The sequence below is a fragment of the Pedobacter panaciterrae genome, assembly GCF_013204795.1.
Classification (GTDB): Bacteria; Bacteroidota; Bacteroidia; order Sphingobacteriales; family Sphingobacteriaceae; genus Pedobacter; species Pedobacter panaciterrae.
In genome coordinates, this window is record NZ_JABMKW010000004.1 from 1 (window position 1) to 20,526 (window position 20,526).

Annotated in this window: 20 protein-coding genes; 8 read left to right on the top strand and 12 right to left on the bottom strand. The window is 35.8% G+C overall.

The window, feature by feature from the left end:
- Positions 1 to 24: 24 nt before the first annotated feature.
- From HQN86_RS00925 to fumC, 5 genes are read right to left on the bottom strand one after another with little or no spacing between them, the layout of a single operon-like run.
- Positions 25 to 579 carry a DUF1543 domain-containing protein gene (locus tag HQN86_RS00925; protein ID WP_172659183.1) on the bottom strand — a complete coding sequence of 185 codons (555 nt, stop codon included), beginning with the start codon at positions 577 to 579 and terminating at the stop codon, positions 25 to 27.
- A gap of 13 nt (positions 580 to 592) precedes the next feature.
- Positions 593 to 1,039: a low molecular weight protein-tyrosine-phosphatase gene (locus tag HQN86_RS00930; protein ID WP_172659184.1), complete on the bottom strand. Its 447-nt coding sequence runs from the start codon at positions 1,037 to 1,039 to the stop codon at positions 593 to 595.
- Positions 1,039 to 1,839 (bottom strand): S1/P1 nuclease, encoded by an 801-nt coding sequence (locus HQN86_RS00935; protein WP_172659185.1) that lies wholly within the window; start codon positions 1,837 to 1,839, stop codon positions 1,039 to 1,041. Before HQN86_RS00935 ends, HQN86_RS00930 begins: the two co-directional genes overlap by 1 nt.
- Before the next feature lie 31 nt (positions 1,840 to 1,870).
- Entirely contained in the window at positions 1,871 to 2,383 is a 513-nt protein-coding gene (locus HQN86_RS00940) for a fumarate hydratase (protein ID WP_172659186.1), read from the bottom strand.
- 3 nt (positions 2,384 to 2,386) lie between these two features.
- On the bottom strand, positions 2,387 to 3,784 hold the full coding sequence (fumC, locus tag HQN86_RS00945) for a class II fumarate hydratase (protein WP_172659187.1): 1,398 nt from the start codon (positions 3,782 to 3,784) through the stop codon (positions 2,387 to 2,389).
- A 189-nt stretch (positions 3,785 to 3,973) separates the two neighbouring features.
- Here fumC and HQN86_RS00950 point away from each other — a divergent pair, with 189 nt between their 5' ends.
- Positions 3,974 to 5,203: a serine hydrolase domain-containing protein gene (locus tag HQN86_RS00950; protein WP_172659188.1), complete on the top strand. Its 1,230-nt coding sequence runs from the start codon at positions 3,974 to 3,976 to the stop codon at positions 5,201 to 5,203.
- Here the strand turns inward: HQN86_RS00950 and recG are convergent.
- The 6 genes from recG to meaB all read right to left on the bottom strand — a co-directional run bounded on the left by recG (position 5,200) and on the right by meaB (position 11,531).
- Entirely contained in the window at positions 5,200 to 7,305 is a 2,106-nt protein-coding gene (gene recG / locus HQN86_RS00955) for an ATP-dependent DNA helicase RecG (protein ID WP_172659189.1), read from the bottom strand. The two genes, HQN86_RS00950 and recG, sit on opposite strands and share 4 nt — an antisense overlap.
- Before the next feature lie 4 nt (positions 7,306 to 7,309).
- Complete coding sequence (locus tag HQN86_RS00960) at positions 7,310 to 8,221, bottom strand: EamA family transporter (protein ID WP_172659190.1); 912 nt, start codon at positions 8,219 to 8,221, stop codon at positions 7,310 to 7,312.
- Between the two features lie 3 nt (positions 8,222 to 8,224).
- A complete protein-coding gene (locus HQN86_RS00965) occupies positions 8,225 to 8,605 on the bottom strand; it encodes a RidA family protein (protein ID WP_172659191.1) in 381 nt (126 codons plus the stop codon).
- Positions 8,602 to 8,742, bottom strand: a complete 141-nt coding sequence (locus tag HQN86_RS27025; protein WP_317171623.1) for a DUF6728 family protein — start codon at positions 8,740 to 8,742, stop codon at positions 8,602 to 8,604. The genes HQN86_RS00965 and HQN86_RS27025 overlap by 4 nt, the downstream gene beginning before the upstream one ends.
- Before the next feature lie 199 nt (positions 8,743 to 8,941).
- Entirely contained in the window at positions 8,942 to 10,270 is a 1,329-nt protein-coding gene (locus HQN86_RS00970; protein WP_172659192.1) for an OmpA family protein, read from the bottom strand.
- A 376-nt stretch (positions 10,271 to 10,646) separates the two neighbouring features.
- Complete coding sequence (gene meaB, locus HQN86_RS00975) at positions 10,647 to 11,531, bottom strand: methylmalonyl Co-A mutase-associated GTPase MeaB (RefSeq protein ID WP_172659193.1); 885 nt, start codon at positions 11,529 to 11,531, stop codon at positions 10,647 to 10,649.
- 80 nt (positions 11,532 to 11,611) lie between these two features.
- Here meaB and HQN86_RS00980 point away from each other — a divergent pair, with 80 nt between their 5' ends.
- From HQN86_RS00980 to HQN86_RS00990, 3 genes are all read left to right on the top strand, one after another.
- Entirely contained in the window at positions 11,612 to 12,271 is a 660-nt protein-coding gene (locus HQN86_RS00980) for a glycosyltransferase family 32 protein (protein ID WP_172659194.1), read from the top strand.
- Positions 12,272 to 12,370: 99 nt separating this feature from the next.
- Entirely contained in the window at positions 12,371 to 13,180 is an 810-nt protein-coding gene (locus HQN86_RS00985) for a glycosyltransferase family 2 protein (protein WP_172659195.1), read from the top strand.
- Positions 13,181 to 13,182: 2 nt separating this feature from the next.
- Positions 13,183 to 13,980 (top strand): glycosyltransferase family 2 protein, encoded by a 798-nt coding sequence (locus HQN86_RS00990; RefSeq protein ID WP_172659196.1) that lies wholly within the window; start codon positions 13,183 to 13,185, stop codon positions 13,978 to 13,980.
- Here the strand turns inward: HQN86_RS00990 and HQN86_RS00995 are convergent.
- On the bottom strand, positions 13,964 to 15,067 hold the full coding sequence (locus tag HQN86_RS00995; RefSeq protein WP_172659197.1) for a glycosyltransferase family 2 protein: 1,104 nt from the start codon (positions 15,065 to 15,067) through the stop codon (positions 13,964 to 13,966). The genes HQN86_RS00990 and HQN86_RS00995 overlap by 17 nt on opposite strands.
- Before the next feature lie 288 nt (positions 15,068 to 15,355).
- Here HQN86_RS00995 and HQN86_RS01000 point away from each other — a divergent pair, with 288 nt between their 5' ends.
- The 4 genes from HQN86_RS01000 to HQN86_RS01015 all read left to right on the top strand — a co-directional run bounded on the left by HQN86_RS01000 (position 15,356) and on the right by HQN86_RS01015 (position 20,485).
- Positions 15,356 to 17,182, top strand: a complete 1,827-nt coding sequence (locus HQN86_RS01000) for an ABC transporter ATP-binding protein (protein ID WP_172659198.1) — start codon at positions 15,356 to 15,358, stop codon at positions 17,180 to 17,182.
- A 24-nt stretch (positions 17,183 to 17,206) separates the two neighbouring features.
- The gene (locus HQN86_RS01005; RefSeq protein ID WP_172659199.1) at positions 17,207 to 18,172 is read left to right on the top strand and encodes a glycosyltransferase; all 966 of its coding nucleotides are present in this window, start codon (positions 17,207 to 17,209) and stop codon (positions 18,170 to 18,172) included.
- A gap of 51 nt (positions 18,173 to 18,223) precedes the next feature.
- Complete coding sequence (locus HQN86_RS01010; RefSeq protein ID WP_172659200.1) at positions 18,224 to 19,396, top strand: glycosyltransferase family 4 protein; 1,173 nt, start codon at positions 18,224 to 18,226, stop codon at positions 19,394 to 19,396.
- Between the two features lie 69 nt (positions 19,397 to 19,465).
- The gene (locus tag HQN86_RS01015; protein WP_172659201.1) at positions 19,466 to 20,485 is read left to right on the top strand and encodes a glycosyltransferase family 2 protein; all 1,020 of its coding nucleotides are present in this window, start codon (positions 19,466 to 19,468) and stop codon (positions 20,483 to 20,485) included.
- The last annotated feature ends 41 nt before the right edge of the window (positions 20,486 to 20,526 follow it).

The following is a 20,526-nucleotide window of genomic DNA, read 5'->3' on the forward strand; positions in this document are numbered from 1 at the left end:
AATCTCCTGGCCTTTTTTATTTCCTTATAACTTACTTAGTATAAGATAACCTAAATGTATTTCATCTTTTGGGGTATCCACTGCCAAACTGATTTTTAACTTATAATCTTTTTTAATGCTAGCTGGAAGTATATCTTCAATTTCAAACACATCATCAACATCTACACCATACTTATCATCAATATGTGATGTAGCCCCTTCAAATCCAGCGTGTTTATAAAAAGCTGTTTCTTTTGCCTTTTTAATAGCTGTGGCCTTCTCATCAGAAACAGTTAGCATTTTATAGTGAAGCTCGTCGAAATCCCCTTTTTTATAACCACCTAAATTTAAAAAGAAAAGTTTATCAGCAGTAGGTTCATCTTTTTTGCTTACAACTTTTACCTGATACCCATCAACTTCTGTTACCTCTCGCCAGGCATCAATATGTATTTTACCATTTGCCTCCGGCCAAAAAGCAATAATTTCTTCTTTAATATCTTTTAATGAATTACCTACTGTAAAGAAAACATCATGTTGTTCCGTATATCTGCCCGGAGGGGTACAGCCCAGTAGTAACATAAATAATTTTGGTGATTCCATAATACGCATCGGTTTACATACGTCGCTTAAGCTCCTCAATCAATTCCTTACATCTTGCCTCTATCTCTAAAAACACCGGTTCAAAAAGATTATTGTCGAAATATGGATCTGTTACTTCGTTTTCGTCAGTTAAAAACAACTTTACTTTTTTACGTTGTTCTTCACTTGTTGCCAATCGCTGAACGTCCTTTAAGTTATTTCTATCCATAACAAGGATGCTGTCGAATTCGTTAAACATGCTTTTATTGAAATGTTTTGCCCTTTGTGTAGAAATATCATACCCAAAGTTTTTCGCAATAGCGATACTCCTTTTATCAGCAGGCTGATTTACATGCCAGTCACCTGTTCCTGCCGAAGCAACCTCCCAGTCTAATCCTTCTTCATTAATCAAATGCCTCATAACTCCCTCTGCCAATGGCGAGCGACAAATGTTACCAAGGCAAACCATTAGAATCTTCATTATTTATAAATATCATTAAGAATATTTGCCAAACAAACCCCTCCTTTTAGCAGTTGCTCATTCAACAGATTAACAAAGTCAAAGTTGTATTTATAACTCAGCTTATCTTCAGGTTTTGTGTTCTCGTAAATTTTATTGCATGCCATGTAAGATCCATATACAAAATCTTTAAGAGAGCTGTCTCTCCAAACTCTCAATTGTTCATCATTAGGATAATTAATAGCATTCGCATATTCTGTGTAACTCAACTCCTGATACGCTATTAATGATTCGTCCCATACTCTATGTAAATTGGACTTCTCGCCAAACCAGGTAACAAAAACTCTGTTACCCCCTAAATCTTCTTTACGGGCGGTATGCATCGGTTGATTTAAATCACCAACAAGATGTACTAACAAGCGCATGGCAAGTTTTTTCTGATCTGGTGTGCTCTGTTTGTTTTTCAAAACAGAAATCATTTCTGGAACTTTATTGTATACGTTGGCAGCAGTATCTTTATCTAAAAAGTCAAATACACCTTGCTTATCCAATCCTCCAGGCAGGTTTACAAAATGCCAGTTATAGAGATAATTATAGGAAGGATCCGATTTAATAAAATCGCCCCAGTTACTTGCCATAGCTAAGCTTTCATAACCTAACACTCCTTTAATCCCTTTTTTTGCTCTCTTACTTAAATGGCTTTCTGCTATCTGCCCTACTATTCTATGGCCAAGCATTCCCCAGGCTCCTGCGCTTAATGGCATATAAGCAGTTATAGCAAAAACTATAATTATCCTAAAAACCTTACCTACTCTTTTCATCTTTATCTAATTTAATTCCTCAGCATTTATTCTATAAGCTCTGCGGAGTACAAATTATTTTTTCTACTAGCTTTAAATCAACCTCTCTTTGATTATCAGTACCCTCAAGCAATAACCTACTTGTGTCTGCCAATTTAATTTTGAAGGTTTTGATATATTGTCCTATCTGGTAACATCCCGAAATCTTCTGTTTATAATTAGACTTCGTGAAAGTACCTGTCAAAAAAACACTGTCAGCTCTAACCTGATAAACTCCCTTAGCGTATTCTTTCCACACTCCATTATTGAAACAGGAATCAGCATAGTAATTCACTTTAGAATTGGTAACCAAGTCTACATAAAATGAATCACAGGTGAATTTGAATTTATATTGTGTATAATTCAGTAATTGATCTGCGTTTAGGATACTATCTTGATTCCAAATCCCCTGTAAAATTGGCGATCCTTCTCCTTGTACATTGGGCATTCTCCTACAAGAGAAGAGTAAGCATAAATACAATAACACAGAAAACAATAATCTCCACGTATATAGGTATTTAGTCATGCCCTATTTTAAGCTACCTACCATATCCTCCGGACGAACCCACTCATCAAATTGCTCTCCGGTAAGCAAGCCCAGTTCTATGGAAGCTTCGCGTAAGGTTTTATTCTCTTTATGTGCTTTTTTTGCAATCTTGGCAGCATTTTCATATCCAACATGAGGATTCAAAGCAGTAACCAGCATCAAAGAATTTTGCAAATGTTTCTTAATTTCCGGTAAATTGGGTAAAATTCCTTCCGCACATTTATCATTAAATGAAACACAGGCATCACCAATTAGCCTTCCTGATTGCAAAACGTTAGCAGCAATAACAGGTTTAAAAACATTCAACTCAAAATGGCCATTACTTCCACCGATACCTACTGTAACATCATTACCCATTACCTGAGCACACACCATAGTCATAGCTTCGGGTTGTGTCGGATTAACTTTACCCGGCATAATAGATGATCCCGGTTCGTTATCTGGAATGATGATTTCACCTATTCCACAACGGGGGCCAGAACTTAGCATCCTTACGTCATTTGCAATCTTCATTAAAGAAACAGCAGTGCGTTTGTAAGCAGCAGAAAGTTCAACCATGGCATCGTGAGCCGCTAATGCCTCAAATTTATTGGGTGCAGTTACAAAAGGAAGTCCTGTTAATTCTGCAATTTTCTTAGCAACAAGAACGTCATATCCCTTAGGTGTATTTAAACCAGTCCCAACAGCCGTTCCACCTAAAGCTAGTTCACTAATCATTACCAAAGCATTTTTTATCGCTCTGACACTGTTGTCTATTTGCTGAACATAACCGGAAAACTCCTGACCCAATGTTAAAGGAGTGGCATCCATAAAATGAGTACGTCCTGTTTTAACGATATCATTAAATTCAATTGTCTTTTTATGTAAAGTGTTACGCAATTTCTCTAATCCAGGTATGGTAATTTCTACTGCTTGTTTATAAGCGGCAATGTGCATAGCTGTAGGATAAGTATCGTTTGATGACTGAGATTTATTTACATCATCATTCGGATGAAGCACCTTTTTATCATCACCCAATAATCCGCCATTTAAAACGTGAGCACGATTTGCGATTACCTCATTGGCATTCATATTACTTTGAGTACCTGAACCCGTTTGCCATATTACTAACGGAAACTGATCATCTAAACCACCTGCTACAACTTCATCGCACGCTTTTGCAATTAATTCAGCCTTCTCCTTTGTTAAAACACCAAGTTCAGTATTGGCTAAGGCAGCAGCTTTTTTCAAATAACCAAATGCATGTATGACTTCCTTTGGCATGGAGGCCTCAGGACCAATCTTAAAGTTATTTCTTGAACGTTCAGTTTGAGCACCCCAATATTTATCAGCAGGCACTTGTACTTCACCCATCGTATCGTGTTCGATTCTAAAATTCATAGTATTCTAAGTTTTATGTTTACAAATTTAAGGTTTTTAAAATTTTTAAAGAGCCCTTTAGTGTCAGATGTTTAATACAACTTCAAAAAAAATCGCAAATAAAATAAAACCTGCAATGTTTAAAACTCTTTTACGTTAAAAGCATTATTATTCCTTAATTTTCGGGCTTTTAAACTGTACACACAATTCATGAGTTATCGTAATATTCTAGCAGTGGCCTCAATGGCCGCCTTTTTATTTATTGCCTGTTCAAATTCGAGAAAAAGCACAACATTACAAGAGCCCAGTAAAGAGCGTACTGTTGAAGATGATAAGGCCGATAGTGTACTTTTAGCATATGACCCTGCAAAAGGTGATAAATGGATAGCTGATTTTGTACAGAACCTTCATAAAAAATATGGTTTTAATGGAAATATGCTCGTTGCAAAGGATGGGAAAATCCTTTATGAAAAAGCAATTGGTTGGGCCGATTATCTTCATCGTGATAGCTTAAAGATAAGCTCTGAATTCGAACTAGCTTCGGTAACTAAAACTTTTACCGGTACAGCTATCATGCAATTGGTCGAACAAGGCAAACTTTCTTTAAATGATGATGTAAAAAAGTTTTACCCTAACTTTCCATACGATGGAATCAAAGTAAAGCTCCTCCTTTCACACCGTAGTGGAATGATGAACTATGTGTATTTCATCGATGACATATGGCGCAAAGAAAAACGCGACATGAAAAAAGGAGTGTCCAACCAGGAAGTGATGCAGGTTATTGCAGAGAAAAAACCAAATCCGTATACCAAACCGGATAATCGATTTCACTATAACAACTCCAACTATATGGTTCTGGCAGCAATTATAGAGAAAGTAACAGGTAAGCCATATTCCGACTACATGATGGAGAACATTTTTAAACCGGCTGGAATGAAGCATACTCATGTTTATTCAACCACTGTTTATCCGAAAATACCAGTAGATGTTGTGGGACATGACCGTTCTTGGAGATACTCTGTAGCGCAAAATTTTCTGGATGGCCCCGTAGGTGATAAAGGGATCTATAGTACACTGCATGATTTGGTCCTATATGACAAAGCTTTAAAAAATGGCAGGCTACTAAAAAAAGCAAGTCTTGATTCCGCCTATACAGGTCACAACAAAGCTATCAACGGGCACTTTAATTACGGGTATGGATGGCGAATATTTGACGGAGATAACGGCCGTAAAGTAGTATATCACACAGGATGGTGGCATGGATTCAGACATATTTATGTGCGTGATGTTCAGAAAAACATTGTTATTATATTTCTGGGTAATCTTACAAACGGGAGCTTACTGCATCTTGATGAACTTTACAAATATCTTAAAACACCTATTATACGTAAAGGTGCTTATTCAGGTTCAGGATCACTACCTGGAAGTGATGAGGATTAAGATATTTTATCAAATGCTATCCCTCTGCTTCTTTTAGAGAGGTAAGTTCTTAGGAGACTATTTTGAGGATTTTCCAGATTAGGATCCGTAGAAAGGGTTTCAATTACAGTATTACGTGCTTCTTGTAGTATCTGCTGATCTTTAGCAAGATCAGCAAGCTTGAGCTCCAGTACACCACTTTGCTGTGTTCCGGAAATATCTCCCGGCCCTCTTAGCTGTAAATCTATTTCCGAAATCTCAAATCCGTTATTTGTTTTTACCATGGTTTCTAAACGCAGCTTACCATCCGGACTTAACTTATTCCCCGACATTAGAATACAAAAGGACTGCTCTGCCCCTCTACCTACTCTTCCACGCAACTGATGTAACTGTGAAAGCCCAAATCGTTCCGCATTTTCAATAACCATTACCGAAGCATTAGGCACATTTACACCAACCTCTATAACTGTTGTGGCTACCATGATTTGTGTTTTGTGATCAATGAAGCGCTGCATTTCAAATTGCTTGTCTGCGTTACTCATCTTTCCATGCACTATGCTAATTTGATAATCGGGTAAAGGAAAGTGATAGCTAAGTTGCTCAATCCCTGCCTCAAGATGTAAAAGATCTAACTTCTCACTCTCCTTTATCAAAGGATATACAATATAAACCTGGCGACCCTTCTTAATCTCTTCCTTCATAAACCCAAACATCCTTAGGCGCTGCCCTTCATAAAGATGTCTTGTTTCAATTGGCTTTCTTCCAACAGGTAATTCGTCAATAATAGACACATCGAGATCCCCATACAATGTCATAGCCAACGTACGGGGAATTGGCGTTGCCGTCATTACCAGGATATGAGGAGGGGTAAGGTTTTTTCTCCAAAGCTTTGCTCGTTGTTCAACACCAAACCGGTGTTGTTCATCAATTACCACAAGTCCCAAATTCTTAAACACAACCTTATCCTCAATCAATGCGTGGGTACCAACCAGAATATCAATCTCACCAGCTTCAAGCTCACTATGAAGTTGTGTTCTTTGCTTCTTTGTGCTGCTGCCTGTAAGAATAGCAACTTTCACTAACCGATCCTTTAACAGATCTACAATAGATTGATAATGCTGACGTGCTAATATCTCTGTAGGAGCCATCATACAGGCCTGATAACCATTATCACTTGCAAGCAGCATACTCATAAGCGCAACAACTGTTTTTCCACTGCCTACATCTCCCTGTACGAGTCGATTCATCTGAATTCCTCTCTGCGTATCAAGCCTAATCTCCTTTATCACCCGTTTCTGTGCATTTGTTAATTCAAATGGCAGAATCTCTTTATAAAAAGTATTTATTCTTTCTCCCACTATATCAAATGAATGACCTTTAAATCTCATTTCCCGTAGCTGCTTATTATGCAATAATTGAAGTTGAATAAAAAACAGCTCTTCAAATTTTAATCTCCGCTCAGCAGATTTCAGCGACTTAACGTCTTTAGGAAAATGAATATTTAGCAATGCTTCTTTCCTGCCAGCCATTTGATATTTTTCCAGAATATGGGAAGGAATGGTTTCTACTATTTCCTTAAGGTTTTGTTCAATTAATAAGGTCTGTAGTTTTTGGATCCCCTTACTATCCAGAAAAAACTTCTTTAGTTTCTCAGTAGAATGATATACGGGTTGTAACCTTAAATTACCTGTTATAGTTGCTGGTCTAGGGTAGTTCTCCAAGTCGGGATGCGAAATACTAAATGAACCATTAAACACAGTGGGTTTCCCAAATACAATATAAACTTTGCCCTTAGTAACGTTTTCATCAACCCACTTCAAACTCTGAAACCATACCAGTTCAATTGAGCCGGTATCATCAGTAAGTCGGGCAACAAGGCGTTTCTTATGTTTTTCGCCTATTTGTTCCTTACTGGTTATCCTGCCAAGTATTTGCACATACGGCAATTCAGGATCTAATTCATTAATCTTATAAAACCTAGTCCTGTCAATATATCTGAAGGGAAAAAAATTCAAGAGATCTTCATAAGTAAAAATACCTAACTCTTTTTGAAAAAGTTCAGCACGTTTAGGCCCTACGCCTTTAAGAAATTCTATAGTCGTATCTAATGTAGAAACAAACAAGGCTTTAAATATTTTTTCTATTAAATGTAAATATATCTTTTATTATGCTCCAATTAAACACAATAACCGAAACTAATAATAACAAATAGGCCGAAAGCTTATGGGAATCAATATGTTCATTAAAATAAAAAATAGCCACGGCAAACGCAATAAGCGGATTAACATAAATAATTATTCCAAGAGTTGATGAAGGGATTCCTATCAAAGCATATAGGCTCATAAATAAAGGAATAATAGTAAATACCACTGCAACTATCGTAATGTTTCCCCAAAACCATAAATCAGTTGGAAAAGATTCGTGTTTACTTATATATAATGGCATCATCAATAGTACGGCCAGTGCAATTTGGATTGCCAGAACGTTTAGCTTATCCAGATTTTTCATTTTGCGCTGTATAATCAAATAGAAAGCATATAAAGTTGCAATAACAACAGACCACGCCACTTCAATAAAAGATCCGGTAGCGAGCAGAATAATGCTAAATAAGGCTATTGCCAATGATAAGAGCTTTAATCTTGATAACTCTTCTTTTAAAAGAATAAAGCCGCCAAATGCCGTAATTAACGGACAAACCATATAAGCAAATGCTGCAGACTGTAAACTGACATTATTTACCGCATAAATGTAGGTATACCAGTTCGAGGTTAAAAGTATAGTGGATGCCACTATCTGCACAACCACTATTTTCCTTTCCTTAGGAGTTACCGATGATAAGTAAGCAATATCACTCTTCAGATACTTACGTCTGAAAATAAAAATGGCAATCCAAATAAAAACCAGGGAAGTAAAAATTCGATAATATAGAATCTCTTCAGAAGGAAATTCTTTAAGATTTCTTAGTGGAATCGAAAAGAATCCCCAGATCGCAAAAGATAAAATACCAGCAAAAAAATACCTGAGATTAGATTTTGGCAAAACCTATCCTTTATAAGCTGTCATAGATATCTCCACATTCACTCCCTTTGGCAATCCTTTTACTGCTACTGTTTCCCGGGCAGGAAAGTTCTTATGAAAGAACGACCCATATATTTCATTTACCTCGGCAAATAGTGCCATATCTGACAAAAAAATAGTTGTCTTAACAACATCCTCAAAACTATAAGAAGCTTCTAGTAAAACAGCCTTAATGTTTCTCATAACCTGATGTGTTTCTTCTGCAATTGAAGATTGTATAACCTCTCCTGACTCGGGGTTTATTGCAATTTGCCCAGATAAAAATAAAAAGCCATTAGCTATTACTGCCTGACTATAAGGGCCAATAGGGGCCGGAGCATTTTTTGTGTTTATTATTCTATTCATTTCAATAAAATCCAATCAATTAATTTCCATAAAATGCCTGCAACAAATACAATAATAGCAGTTGCATTAATAATATGCATTATTTTAATGTTAATGTTAGTGGGCCTGTTAGGGTCTCTTTTTCTAAAAAAATACATCTTACTACAAACTTAGATAAAATAGTCTTAAATAATTTACCAACCTTTTATCCCTCAATTATAAAACCAGAATTAATTTAATTGGGAAGCAATTGAAAATATTTTGAATAGATGCATTTATTAAAATAGCATCGGCCTACAAATAAAAAAAGGGTCCCAAAATTTGGGACCCTTTTTTAAGTATTGTTGTTAGAAAGTATTAGTTTCTAGCTGTTTCAACACGACGATTTTGGATACGACCTTCTTCAGTATCGTTAGAAGCAATTGGATTAGCTTCGCCAAAACCTTTAGTTACAACTTGACTAGCGTTAACACCAGAGTTAACTAAGTAAGTTTTAACAGAATTAGCTCTGTCTTTAGATAATTTCAAATTGTATGCAGCAGTACCTTCGCTTGAAGCGTAACCGTTTACAGCTACTTTACCACCGTTTTCACGCAATACTGAAGATAATTTATCTAAAGTAGGGTAAGCTTCAGTTTTTAAAACTGATGAGTTAAATTCAAATTGGATAGTTTCGAAACCAGTAACGTTGCTAGCAGGAGCAGTTTCAGTTACTTTAGGTAGAGGACATCCTGAACCATCAACAGCAGTACCTGCAGGAGTTCCTGGGCATTTGTCAAACTGATCAGAAACACCGTCACCATCAGAATCTTTTTTCAAGCCTTCAACAGCTTGCTCAACATTAGCAACACGAGCTTTTAAAGCTTCAACTTCTTGACGTAATGAAGGATCTTTCAATTCATCATACATTAAAGCAAGTGGGTTAACCCAATCCAAGTTCGGTTTAGATTTAGAACCTAGAGAGAATTCTAATCCAGCATATCCGTAAGAGAATTTATCTTTGTTAGAAGCACCGTTTGCATAAGTTCCGTCAAAGTTATCTCCATCAATAAAGTGCATAGTATAACCTAAGTTAAATGATACACGCTCAGAAACTTTGAATTTAACACCAGCACCTACTGGGATATAAGCTTCTTTAACATAAGTTTTAGCATCGTGTCTGTCATTAACATCACCTATAGCTTTATCTTTCCAGTCGATACCATCAACTTTAGGAGCATAAGCGATTAAACCGTAACCAGCAGTAACGAAGAAGTTAACTGAGTTCTCACGACGTAAGAAGTCAACAGTAGCAACGTTAACAACACCTCTGATGTCAGCAGAATAGCCAATTTCAGTTTCAAATTCTTTAGGAGAAGCTGAAGCGTTTTTGCTTGATCCAGATACTTTTCCACGGAAAATGTTACCTTCAATACCAAATGCATGACCTAATTGTTTTCTTAGTGAGATACCGTAACCTAAGTTAACGTCCATCTTATTGAAATCATTAGTACCACCGATAGCAACAAATGGAGATAAAACACCACCGTTGATTCCGAAAGACCAAGATCTGTACTGACCCCTTCCACCAAATACCTTGGCCGAAGAAGAAGTTCCAGTAGAATCTTGAGCGTTAGCTAGAGAGGTTACTCCCATCAACGCAACAAAAGAAACTGCTAGACTCTTTTTTAAAGTAGAATAATTCATAATTTTCTTTTTTAAGGTTAAACAAATTTTAATTGTATGTTTTTTTTGTGTAGCAAAATTAAACAAATTTTTAATTTCTCAAAACACTTGTACAAACTCTGTTCCAAATTTATTAAATACCGACAATTATGCAAACATAATACGAATAGTATTTATGTTTTGCATTAAAAAAATATCAATAAAAATGAATCCTCAATTCATTACTGCATAAAAAGCGCAAAAACAGCGTTAACAGCCATTACGATAGCTTTTATAATCAGAGATTCTAACGTCAGTATGTAAAACAAAAGTTATATGTTGTCAAAAACAATTAACATTTTTTAAACATTGTCCTATTCCTGTATACAGAAAAGTCCTGTTTTTAAGACAAAATCAGCTAAATCCATTGATCGGTAAACTTATAAATGTTAAAATCAGGTCTTTTCAATGCTTTTACAAGTTCTGAATGAAGTTTAACTTTATCAACATTTTTCATTCGATAGTGCGCTATTATCTTAAATGCCTTTTCAGCTAGTAACCATGCCTTCTGTTTTCCATCAGATTCAACAGGAATTGTCAACCATTCGCAGAGTTCCTCTATGCCCTCCTTTTTATCTGCAACAGTTTTAAAAACTGGAATCTCTTGATGCAAAACTAACTTCTTCAAGGTGTTAGTAAACACATCAGCTCCCTCCCGATCTGCTTTGTTTACAACAAACCCCTGAGCTATTTCCATTATTCCCGACTTTATACTCTGGATTTCATCTCCTGATTCCGGCACTAAAACAACTACTGTTTTATCTGCAAGTCCGGCAATTTCAATTTCAGACTGTCCAACTCCAACAGTTTCTACAATAATCATATCGAAATCAGCCGCCCGCATCACATCAATCATTTCAATGGTTTTTGCGGAGATTCCCCCCAATGCGCCCCTTGTTGCAACAGATCTGATATATACATTAGGATTGTTAAACTGCTGTGACATTCTTATACGATCCCCGAGTAATGAACCAAAATTAAACGGAGAAGTGGGGTCAACTGCCAGAATGGCTATTTTTTTATTCTGCTTAGCAAACTGTTCAGTTATTGCGTTTACAAGGGTACTTTTTCCTGCACCCGGGGGACCAGTAATTCCAATTATCGGAACTGCTGATTTAACATTAAGCATTCGCAAGATATCTGCAGAGGGAGCAATATCATTTTCAACCAATGTTAAGGCTCTTGCCAAAGCCAAAAAGTTTCCCTGCTCAATTCCTTTTAAAAGGGGATAATTGGTATCCATTAATAAACTATCTTTGATACAAAGAAATAGAATTTATTCATTATTTAACGTCTTATTCCTAACATCTTTTTTATTCTAAAATGTCAATACCAAAAATCATACATCAAACTTTCAAATCAAAGAACCTGCCTCTAATTACGCGTTGGCATATCTATAAATTCTTAAAAAGAAATCCCGACTACCAGTATGAATTTTATGACGATGAAAGGATCGAGAAATTCCTCTCAGAAGAATTTGATAATGAAACATTTAAACTATATCAAAAACTTAATATCGGTGCGGCAAAAGCAGACTTTTTCAGGTATGCAATCCTGTTAAAAAAAGGTGGAATATATTTAGATATTGACTGCAATGTTAAACAGAATTTCGATCAATTTATCAGACCAGATGACGTAGCAGTATTATCTCCTGAAAAGAATCCTATTTGTTATGTACAATGGGCATTGTTTTTTGAACCTGGTCACCCTTTCCTTCAAAGGACGATGGAACTGATGCTTGAGAACATCAGAAAAAACGAATTCCCACACGATGTACATAAGATGACTGGACCTACCGTATACACAGCTGCAATCAATGATTGTTTGTCAAAGGATCCGGATATCCCGCATAGAACATTCGGAGTTGAATATGCACCCTATCTTAAAGACAAGTACAAACTGGCAAAGTTTTTCTTGTATGAAAAAAAATCCAATCACTGGAAAAAACTCCAGGTCTCATCAACCGTATTAAAGCCCGAATAAATTCACACATCAATATTATACAAGAAAGGAGCAAATTTCATTGAATTATAAATTAGGGCACATAAGTTGTAAATTTGAGCCTTTATCCCAATCTACCTAATGCAAAAACAAATTACGGCTGCTTTATTAATTTCTACCTACAATTGGCCTGCAGCATTGGATCTGGTCCTGTCCAGTGTTTTACTGCAGTCCAAAATGCCTGATGAAATCCTCATTGCTGATGACGGATCAACCGAGGAGACTAAAACAATAATTGAAAAATACAAAAAGCTATTTAAGATTCCTGTATTACATTTTTGGCAGGAGGATCACGGATTTAGGAAGACCCTTATCTTAAATAAAGCTATTGCAGGTGCAAAAAGCGATTATATTATCGAAATAGATGGAGATATCATTATTCACAGAAAATTTATTGAAGACCATATAAACTTCGCGATGCCGGGCACCTTTGTAAGGGCAAGCCGCGGTTACCTTAATAAAGAACTGTCCGCTAAGCTAATCAGCAAGGAGATTTCCAAAATCAACATCTTCAGTAAAAACATTGCTAATTTTTTCAGTGTCGTTCGTATTCCCTTTTTGTGGCCTCTTTTCGAAAAAAAATACAAAATCAAAGGTGCCGAATTATATGAAATTCATGGATGCAACATGGCGTTCTGGCGTTCTGATGCAATAAAGGTAAATGGGTATAATGAAAGTTTTATTGGATGGGGTCCGGAGGACAAGGAGTTTATTGCCCGATTGTTAAATATAGGATTGCAAAAACGGTTCCTTAAGCTTGGCGCAGTTGCATTTCATATCTATCATAAGGAAAATTCCAGAGCTTCTTTAGCAGAAAACGAGATATTATTTAAGGAGACTATAGCGCTTAAAAAAGTTTATTGTGAATCCGGTATAGACAAATATTTATAGGCATGAATAACAAAATTTCTGTAACTCTTGTTATATCAACATATAATTGGCCAAAGGCACTCGAGCTCGTTTTTAAGAGCATTTTAAATTTAAGGGTGTTCCCAAATGAAATAATTATTGCTGATGATGGTTCAGATGACAGAACAAAAGCAACAATAGAAGAATTTAAGCAACAAATAAAGGTACCCGTTAAACATCTGTGGCAAGAAGATCTTGGTTTCAGAAAAACCATTATTATGAATAGAGCCATCTCTTCTGCATCTGGCAATTACATAATACAAATAGATGGCGATATTATTTTACATCCAAAATTTATTGCCGATCATATAGAAGAAGCTCAGCATGGTTACTATATAAAGGGAAGCAGATCAATGCTTTCAGCAGACTTAACCAACACCATCATAAGTACCAAGAACATTCGCATCAGTTCTCTAACCAAAGGGGTAGGCAGTAAAATAAATGCTAGTTATTTGCCTATTTTTTCAGGCTTCTTTAAAGGCAATCATTTTCGATCTAACAATCTAAGGGGCTGCAATTTCTCGTTTTGGAAGCACGATTTTATTGCAGTAAATGGTTACAATAATGACCTGGAAGGCTGGGGCCATGAAGACATTGAACTAGCTGCAAGGTTAACAAACCTTGGAATCAGACAAAGACAATTAAAATTAAAAGCAGTTTGCTTTCACCTTTATCATCGAATAAATTCCAGGCATAACGAGGACGTTAATTTCAAAAAATACCTCAATGCTGTCAGAAAAAAGATTATTCGTTGTAAAAATGGAATTATAACCGAGTTATAGAAAACAGTACCAACAGAAGGATCATTTTTACAATCTTCCATTTATTTAATCTGAACCATTTCGGGTTTTCCTTAGTAAATCCCATTTCAATCCGCTCGGCAAAACCAGAGAGCCTGCCCTTTGCTAAACTTTCAAACATATACCCCGCCTCGTAACAGTTCTTAATCCAAAAAAGATTCATTGCCACAGGAAGTGAAAATGTTTTTGATTGATAAAGGACCTTGATGATGTTGGTTAAAATTTCCGCTAAAAGAATAAGGAATATCAACAAAATCATTCCATTAACGGAATAAAAAAACATTATTAAAGGCAAAAAAAACAATAAAAGAACAAGGAGTTCTGAGGTATTCAGGAAATCATGATAGGTATAAGGTTTAATCGTATCAAGTGCAGCAATATCAGCTGCGCCACGCCCATATCTAAAAATCCTTTCAGTTTGAATAGCTCCATTATTCCACCATGGGTGCTCCACAACTGCATTGGGAACAGGAGTATACTTTTCCTTATGCAATAAACTATTCCTAAGTAAAAACTCTATATCCTCTCCCCCTTTATCCAGCTTTTCATTAAACAAAGTCATGTCCATTTTTTCTCTATTTAACATAACATTTGCGGTTGGCACCCACACCAAAGGTTTGTTATCTAAAGCTGCTTTAAAATGTCCAGTTGTCCCATTAATATCCATAGCACGGGTAGCAGCATTAAAGGGTAGAGGGAAGTTAGTTACTCCGGCAAAACCAATTGAATCCCGATTCTTTTTAATCGCCTCTGCATACGCTATCAACAGCTTTTTTGAGGGCAAAATGTCATCATCCAACAACAAAATCCATTTGCCGTTGCCTAATCTAATCCCGTTGTTCCGGGTTTTTGAAAACCCCAGATTGATTTCATTTTTAATCAGGTTGATTTTATTCTCAGCAGCTAATTTTAAAATTTCCTCCGGTATAACCAACAAAGGATTATCGGCAACAATGTAAAAATTCACTAAAAACCCATCGGGCCTTTCAACATTGAAAATATTTAAGAGTACATTCTCATCTAACCTGAAAGAAGGTATTACTATGTCAATTGAAGTGCTTTGGTACATGAAATACAAATATACACCGTTTTATATTACACTGTCATTTTAATATATTTGAACATGATAAAAGATGCAGCCTCCGCTGATATTGAAAGGAAAAATACAAATCCACCTTTAAAACCAATTATAGCAACACAAATAATTACAGCTATTATCAATACCAGCGGAAGATTAGAAATCCGGACTAGATAATGAATGCTCACTAATAAAACTAAATAGTGTGTACCTTTGCTTTTTAATTACTTGTCTTACATAACGAAATTATCCTAACAGATAAAACATAAATACATTTCGATGAAAATCTATTTCAGATTACTTTCCTTTGCAAAACCGATAGAAAAATTTGCTATACCCTATGTTATCACTACAGTTCTTTCCGTTATATTTAGTGTACTGAACCTCACCCTGCTGGCCCCATTATTTGAAACCTTAATATCTGACAATCCTACCAAAAGTGCTGGCCTGGCCGATAACGCTGCATCTGCGTTTAACATTACAGCTCAATTTAAGGAGTTTGTAAATTCTTCAATAATCACAAACGGACAGGAGAAAACGTTAACCTATATCTGCGTTATAATTGTCATCTCTGTTTTACTTTCCAATGTATTCAGATATTTCTCTCAACGAACCATGGAAGATTTAAGGGTGCACACCCTGCTTAACCTGCGGAAAACGGTGTTTGAAAATGTAATGAATTTACATGTTGGTTATTTCAACAATGAACGTAAAGGAGACATAATATCAAAGGTTTCTGCCGATGTCCAAGTCGTACAATTTACAGTCACAAACACCCTACAGGTAGTATTTAAAGAACCTCTTACCCTTATTTTTTATATTCTGGTGCTCCTGTCCATTTCTGTAAAACTGACCTTATTTTCATTATTGGTGATTCCAATTTCAGCTTTTGTAATAAGTAAAATTGTAAAAAGAATAAAACATCAGGCTAAAGAAGCTCATGAATCATTTGCAAAAATGATTGGTTTTTTAGACGAAGCCCTTGGCGGGATAAAGATCATCAAAGCATTTAACGCCTCAGAGAGAATAAAACAAAAGTTCCACAGTGAAAATGTTTTCTATTCCAACATAAACCGTAAGATGGTAAGACGCCAACAACTTGGCTCCCCTTTGTCTGAATTTTTAAGTATAGTAATGGTCTCGTTCATTGTTTGGTATGGTGGCCGCCTAATTATAAGCCATCAGCCAGGGGCATTATCAACAAGTCAGTTTATAGCGTATATAGCTATATTTTCCCAAGTAATGCGCCCGGCTAAAGCCCTTACCGATTCCTTTAGTGGAATCCATACTGGAATAGCTGCCGGAGAACGTGTTCTCGATTTAATTGACACTAAGCCAGAACAGGTCAATAAGCCGAATGCAAAAGAAATATCTTCGTTCAACAATTCTCTTGTTTTTGAAAATGTCTCATTTTCATATGAATCAAAAGAGGTATTGAAGAACATTAATCTTACTATTGAAAAAGGTAAAACTATAGCACTAGTTGGACCTTCAGGTGGTGGAAAAAGTACCCTTATGGACCTAATACCAAGGTTTCATGATCCAAAATCAGGGCATATTAAAATTGATGGGCTTGACTATGCAGATTTAACTGTCGAGAGTATTCGTTCCCAATTAGGTATGGTTAACCAGGAATCTGTCCTATTTAATGATTCCATATTTAACAATATAGCCTTTGCCAAACCAAACGCAACTGAAGAGGAAGTAATCGCTGCAGCAAAAATTGCTAACGCACATGAGTTCATTCTACAAACCGAAAATGGTTATCAAACTTTTACTGGTGACAGGGGAAACAAATTGTCCGGCGGACAAAAACAGCGCTTATGCATAGCAAGGGCCGTTTTAGCGAACCCACCTATTATGCTTCTTGACGAAGCAACCTCTGCTCTAGATACAGAATCAGAAAAACTTGTTCAGGATGCACTAAACAAATTGATGGAAAATCGTACTTCAGTTGTAATTGCTCACAGATTAAGTACAATACATGGTGCGGATCTTATAATTGTTATTGATAAGGGAGAGATTATTGAGACAGGAACACATCAGGAGTTAATTAACTATAATGGCCTCTATAAAAAGCTAATTGAATTACAAACATTTAGCTAATTCAAAAAGAAGGAATAAAATTCAATGAAAAAAGGCATTACCGTTATTATTTGCACATATAATGGAGCACCAAGGCTTTCAGAAACACTAAATCATCTTGCCGCTCAGTCTGTTCAAGAAAGCTTAAACTGGGAAATCATCCTCGTAGACAATGCGTCAACAGACGGTACATCTGCTCATGCAACAGAAATATGGCGACAATGCCACATTCAAAATGTTCCCTTAAAAGTTATTCACGAAAGTAAGCCAGGCAAACTATTCGCTTTTCAAAAAGGAATAACCTATGCCAAATATGAATATTTTATAATTTGCGATGATGACAATTGGTTAAGCCAGGATTATCTGAATATCGCGTTTAATATTTTAGACAAGAATCCTAAAGTTGGGGCTGTTGGCGGTCAGGCCATTGCCGTATCTCAGGATGGAATTGCCTTTCCTGAATGGTTTGATGAAGTTAAAGAAGGTTATGCCGTAGGAAAACAAGCTAAAAAAACCGGAGATGTCACTGATAAAGCAAGACTTTGGGGTGCAGGATTAGCATCAAGAACACAACTCTACATGGATACATACAAGACATTCCCTTCTGTTTTAATAAATAAAAATGACCAAAGTATATTGTCTGCAGAGGATACGGAATATTGCTTAAGAATCGTTCTTAAAGGATATCAACTCTATTACGATTCTAATTTATCTTTAAAACACTACATCACATCCGGAAGACTGACGTTGAATTATAAAAGCAGACTATATGAAAATTTTAGTAATGCCAATGCAATTATGGACGACTACTACCTGGCATTAAAATTTGGCCCTAAAAGGAAGCTAGGTCTATTTAATAGAATACGGTTAATTTTAATCACTCCAATTAAGTACATTTTTTATTCGCAGAAAGGGAAATCAAAACAAAGGAAGATTCTGAGCTATTTGCTACCATCTATTATTACTCCAGATTCCATTACCTCCAAAATAAAAAAGCTCATGGATGGGTAAACGAATCTTAGCATCTACTACTATAAAAACAAGAGTCCAAAAGAATTTATTATGCTTAAAAAGATTAAAAGATTTGCAGAAAACATTACTGCTTTATCCAAATATTCTAACATAAAAACACAACTTTCAAAAAAGAGAAATATTTACTTTTTCTTTCCCTCTTGGTCTTTTGGAGGTGCTGAACGTGTCCATGTGGATATAATGAATCTTTTTAATGGCCCTAAACCACTTTGTTTTATTACCGACAGGTCTATAACTAACGGGTTCCAAGAAGAATTTGAGGCTGCAGCCGATGTCATTGAACTAGGCAGATGGGCTGAGAAAAAAGAACTTAAACAGCACTTATTTAAAAAATTAGCTAGAACTATAAATGCACAAAAAAGCCCTGTAGTTTCTGGGTGGTGCAGTAGATTTATGTATGACCTGATCCCTCTTTTGGAGCCTCACGTTCAGGTAATAGATATTATGCATAATTTTACAGATGACGACAAAGGAATAGAATGGTACAGCATCCCTCATGTACCTAGAATAAACAAAAGGATAGTGGTAGGAAAGGTACTTATTCAACAGTTTAAAGAATTGTACCGACTAAATAATATCCCAGATAAATATTTAGAAAGATTAACGGTCATTCAGAATAAAATTGCTTTTAATGGTTTTTTTCCTGTGAAAGATTATGAAGGCATATTGCAGGTTCTTTTTGTTGCCCGAAACAGTCCCGAGAAAAGGCCAAATGTGCTGATCAGGATTGCAGAAATCTGCCACCAGTTAAATCTTCCTGTTGAATTTAAAATTATAGGTGACTTTAAAGCAGGAGAAACAGTTGTTCCTCCTAATTCACACGTCATTGGAGAGGTTCATGATAAAAACATATTGAATAACTATTATAAGGAAGCGCATTTATTACTGCTTACCTCACACAGAGAAAGCTGGGGGCTTGTTATTTTTGAAGGGATGAATATGGGCGTTGTCCCAATATCAACCAACGTTGGCGAACTTTCAAATTATATTTCTATCACAAAAGAAAATGGAATCTTGGTGGAAAATCTCGATAATGTAGAGGATCTTGCAATGTTATTTGTTAAAGAACTTGAGGTCTTTGTCAAAAACAGACCGCTCTTGAAGAGTTTTAGTAACAATGCTTTTAATACTATAAAGCAACTTTCTGATGAATGTGATTTTGATGAAGCTTACAGAAGGGAATTGTCTGTAGTGCCTAAATAATATCCTTTTTATATAATTATCACTCATAATCCTAATCTCTCTCGCTCATCAACATTATATTTGTTCAGCATGAACCCAAGAATAACAGTTTTTATGGCTGCCTACAACGCAGCAAATTATATAAGTGAGTCAATTCAAAGTATTTTGAACCAAACTTTTAAAAACTTTGAATTATTGATCGTGAATGATGGTTCTACTGATGAAACGGTAAACATCATAGGCAATTTCAAAGACCCCCGGATTAGGCTAATTCATAATGATAAAAACCGAGGCTTAACATATACCAGGAATGTAGCTCTAAATGAAGCGAGAGGTGAGTATATAGCTATATTAGATAGTGACGATGTTGCGATACATAACCGCTTAGAACTTCAATATAACTTTTTTCTGGAACATCCGGATTTCGCACTATGCGGCGGACATGGTTCTGTCATCGACGAGGTTGGCACCCCAGTGGTTGATAACCGATTTACTGTTCCTATAGACCCCGACAAAATAAAAATAACACTGCTCTTTCAAAATACGTTTATCAATTCAACAGTAATGTATAAAACTGCAGTATTAAAAGAATTAAACGGATACAATGACTATGCCCCGGCTGAGGATTATGAACTTTTTATACGAATTTCAGACAAATACCCTGTAGGCAACTTAGATTCAATTCTGGTAAAATACAGAATTCATGGCAGCAATACTTCCATAATACAATCGGAACTTGGTCGAATAAAAGTACGTTCAATCAAAGAGAAACAGCTAACTAAGCTCCAAATAAATCCCGACAAAAAATTAACCGATGCATTTTTCAGTATATTGGAATGGGATTACAATGCTCCTAATTTCACAGATTATCTTTCTTTATTCACTAAATTAAAAGCAGCAAACAGGTCTTTAAATAAATATCCTGAAATACCCTTTGAAAAGATGTTGTTTAACTATTGGTTTGAAATAATCTATATAAAAAAAGCTAAAATGAATGCGCTTCCGTTACTATTAAATAAGAATATTTTTAAATGGTCTTACGTGAGTTTCCGTCAACTTAGAAAAGCATTTAAACTTTCAATTAAAGGAATAGGCCAATTGTCTACATAAATATGCAGTACTTGTACCAAACATTCCCTGTTTACTAAACA

Bases quoted from the DNA above. Each gene is read 5' to 3' on its own strand.
- HQN86_RS00925 (WP_172659183.1), bottom strand. From the start codon at position 579: ATGGAATCACCAAAATTATTTATGTTACTACTGGGCTGTACCCCTCCG.
- HQN86_RS00930 (WP_172659184.1), bottom strand. From the start codon at position 1,039: ATGAAGATTCTAATGGTTTGCCTTGGTAACATTTGTCGCTCGCCATTG.
- HQN86_RS00935 (WP_172659185.1), bottom strand. From the start codon at position 1,839: ATGAAAAGAGTAGGTAAGGTTTTTAGGATAATTATAGTTTTTGCTATA.
- HQN86_RS00940 (WP_172659186.1), bottom strand. From the start codon at position 2,383: ATGACTAAATACCTATATACGTGGAGATTATTGTTTTCTGTGTTATTG.
- fumC (WP_172659187.1), bottom strand. From the start codon at position 3,784: ATGAATTTTAGAATCGAACACGATACGATGGGTGAAGTACAAGTGCCT.
- HQN86_RS00950 (WP_172659188.1), top strand. From the start codon at position 3,974: ATGAGTTATCGTAATATTCTAGCAGTGGCCTCAATGGCCGCCTTTTTA.
- HQN86_RS00965 (WP_172659191.1), bottom strand. From the start codon at position 8,605: ATGAATAGAATAATAAACACAAAAAATGCTCCGGCCCCTATTGGCCCT.
- HQN86_RS27025 (WP_317171623.1), bottom strand. From the start codon at position 8,742: ATGTATTTTTTTAGAAAAAGAGACCCTAACAGGCCCACTAACATTAAC.
- HQN86_RS00970 (WP_172659192.1), bottom strand. From the start codon at position 10,270: ATGAATTATTCTACTTTAAAAAAGAGTCTAGCAGTTTCTTTTGTTGCG.
- meaB (WP_172659193.1), bottom strand. From the start codon at position 11,531: ATGGATACCAATTATCCCCTTTTAAAAGGAATTGAGCAGGGAAACTTT.
- HQN86_RS00980 (WP_172659194.1), top strand. From the start codon at position 11,612: ATGTCAATACCAAAAATCATACATCAAACTTTCAAATCAAAGAACCTG.
- HQN86_RS00985 (WP_172659195.1), top strand. From the start codon at position 12,371: ATGCAAAAACAAATTACGGCTGCTTTATTAATTTCTACCTACAATTGG.
- HQN86_RS00990 (WP_172659196.1), top strand. From the start codon at position 13,183: ATGAATAACAAAATTTCTGTAACTCTTGTTATATCAACATATAATTGG.
- HQN86_RS00995 (WP_172659197.1), bottom strand. From the start codon at position 15,067: ATGTACCAAAGCACTTCAATTGACATAGTAATACCTTCTTTCAGGTTA.
- HQN86_RS01000 (WP_172659198.1), top strand. From the start codon at position 15,356: ATGAAAATCTATTTCAGATTACTTTCCTTTGCAAAACCGATAGAAAAA.
- HQN86_RS01005 (WP_172659199.1), top strand. From the start codon at position 17,207: ATGAAAAAAGGCATTACCGTTATTATTTGCACATATAATGGAGCACCA.
- HQN86_RS01010 (WP_172659200.1), top strand. From the start codon at position 18,224: ATGCTTAAAAAGATTAAAAGATTTGCAGAAAACATTACTGCTTTATCC.
- HQN86_RS01015 (WP_172659201.1), top strand. From the start codon at position 19,466: ATGAACCCAAGAATAACAGTTTTTATGGCTGCCTACAACGCAGCAAAT.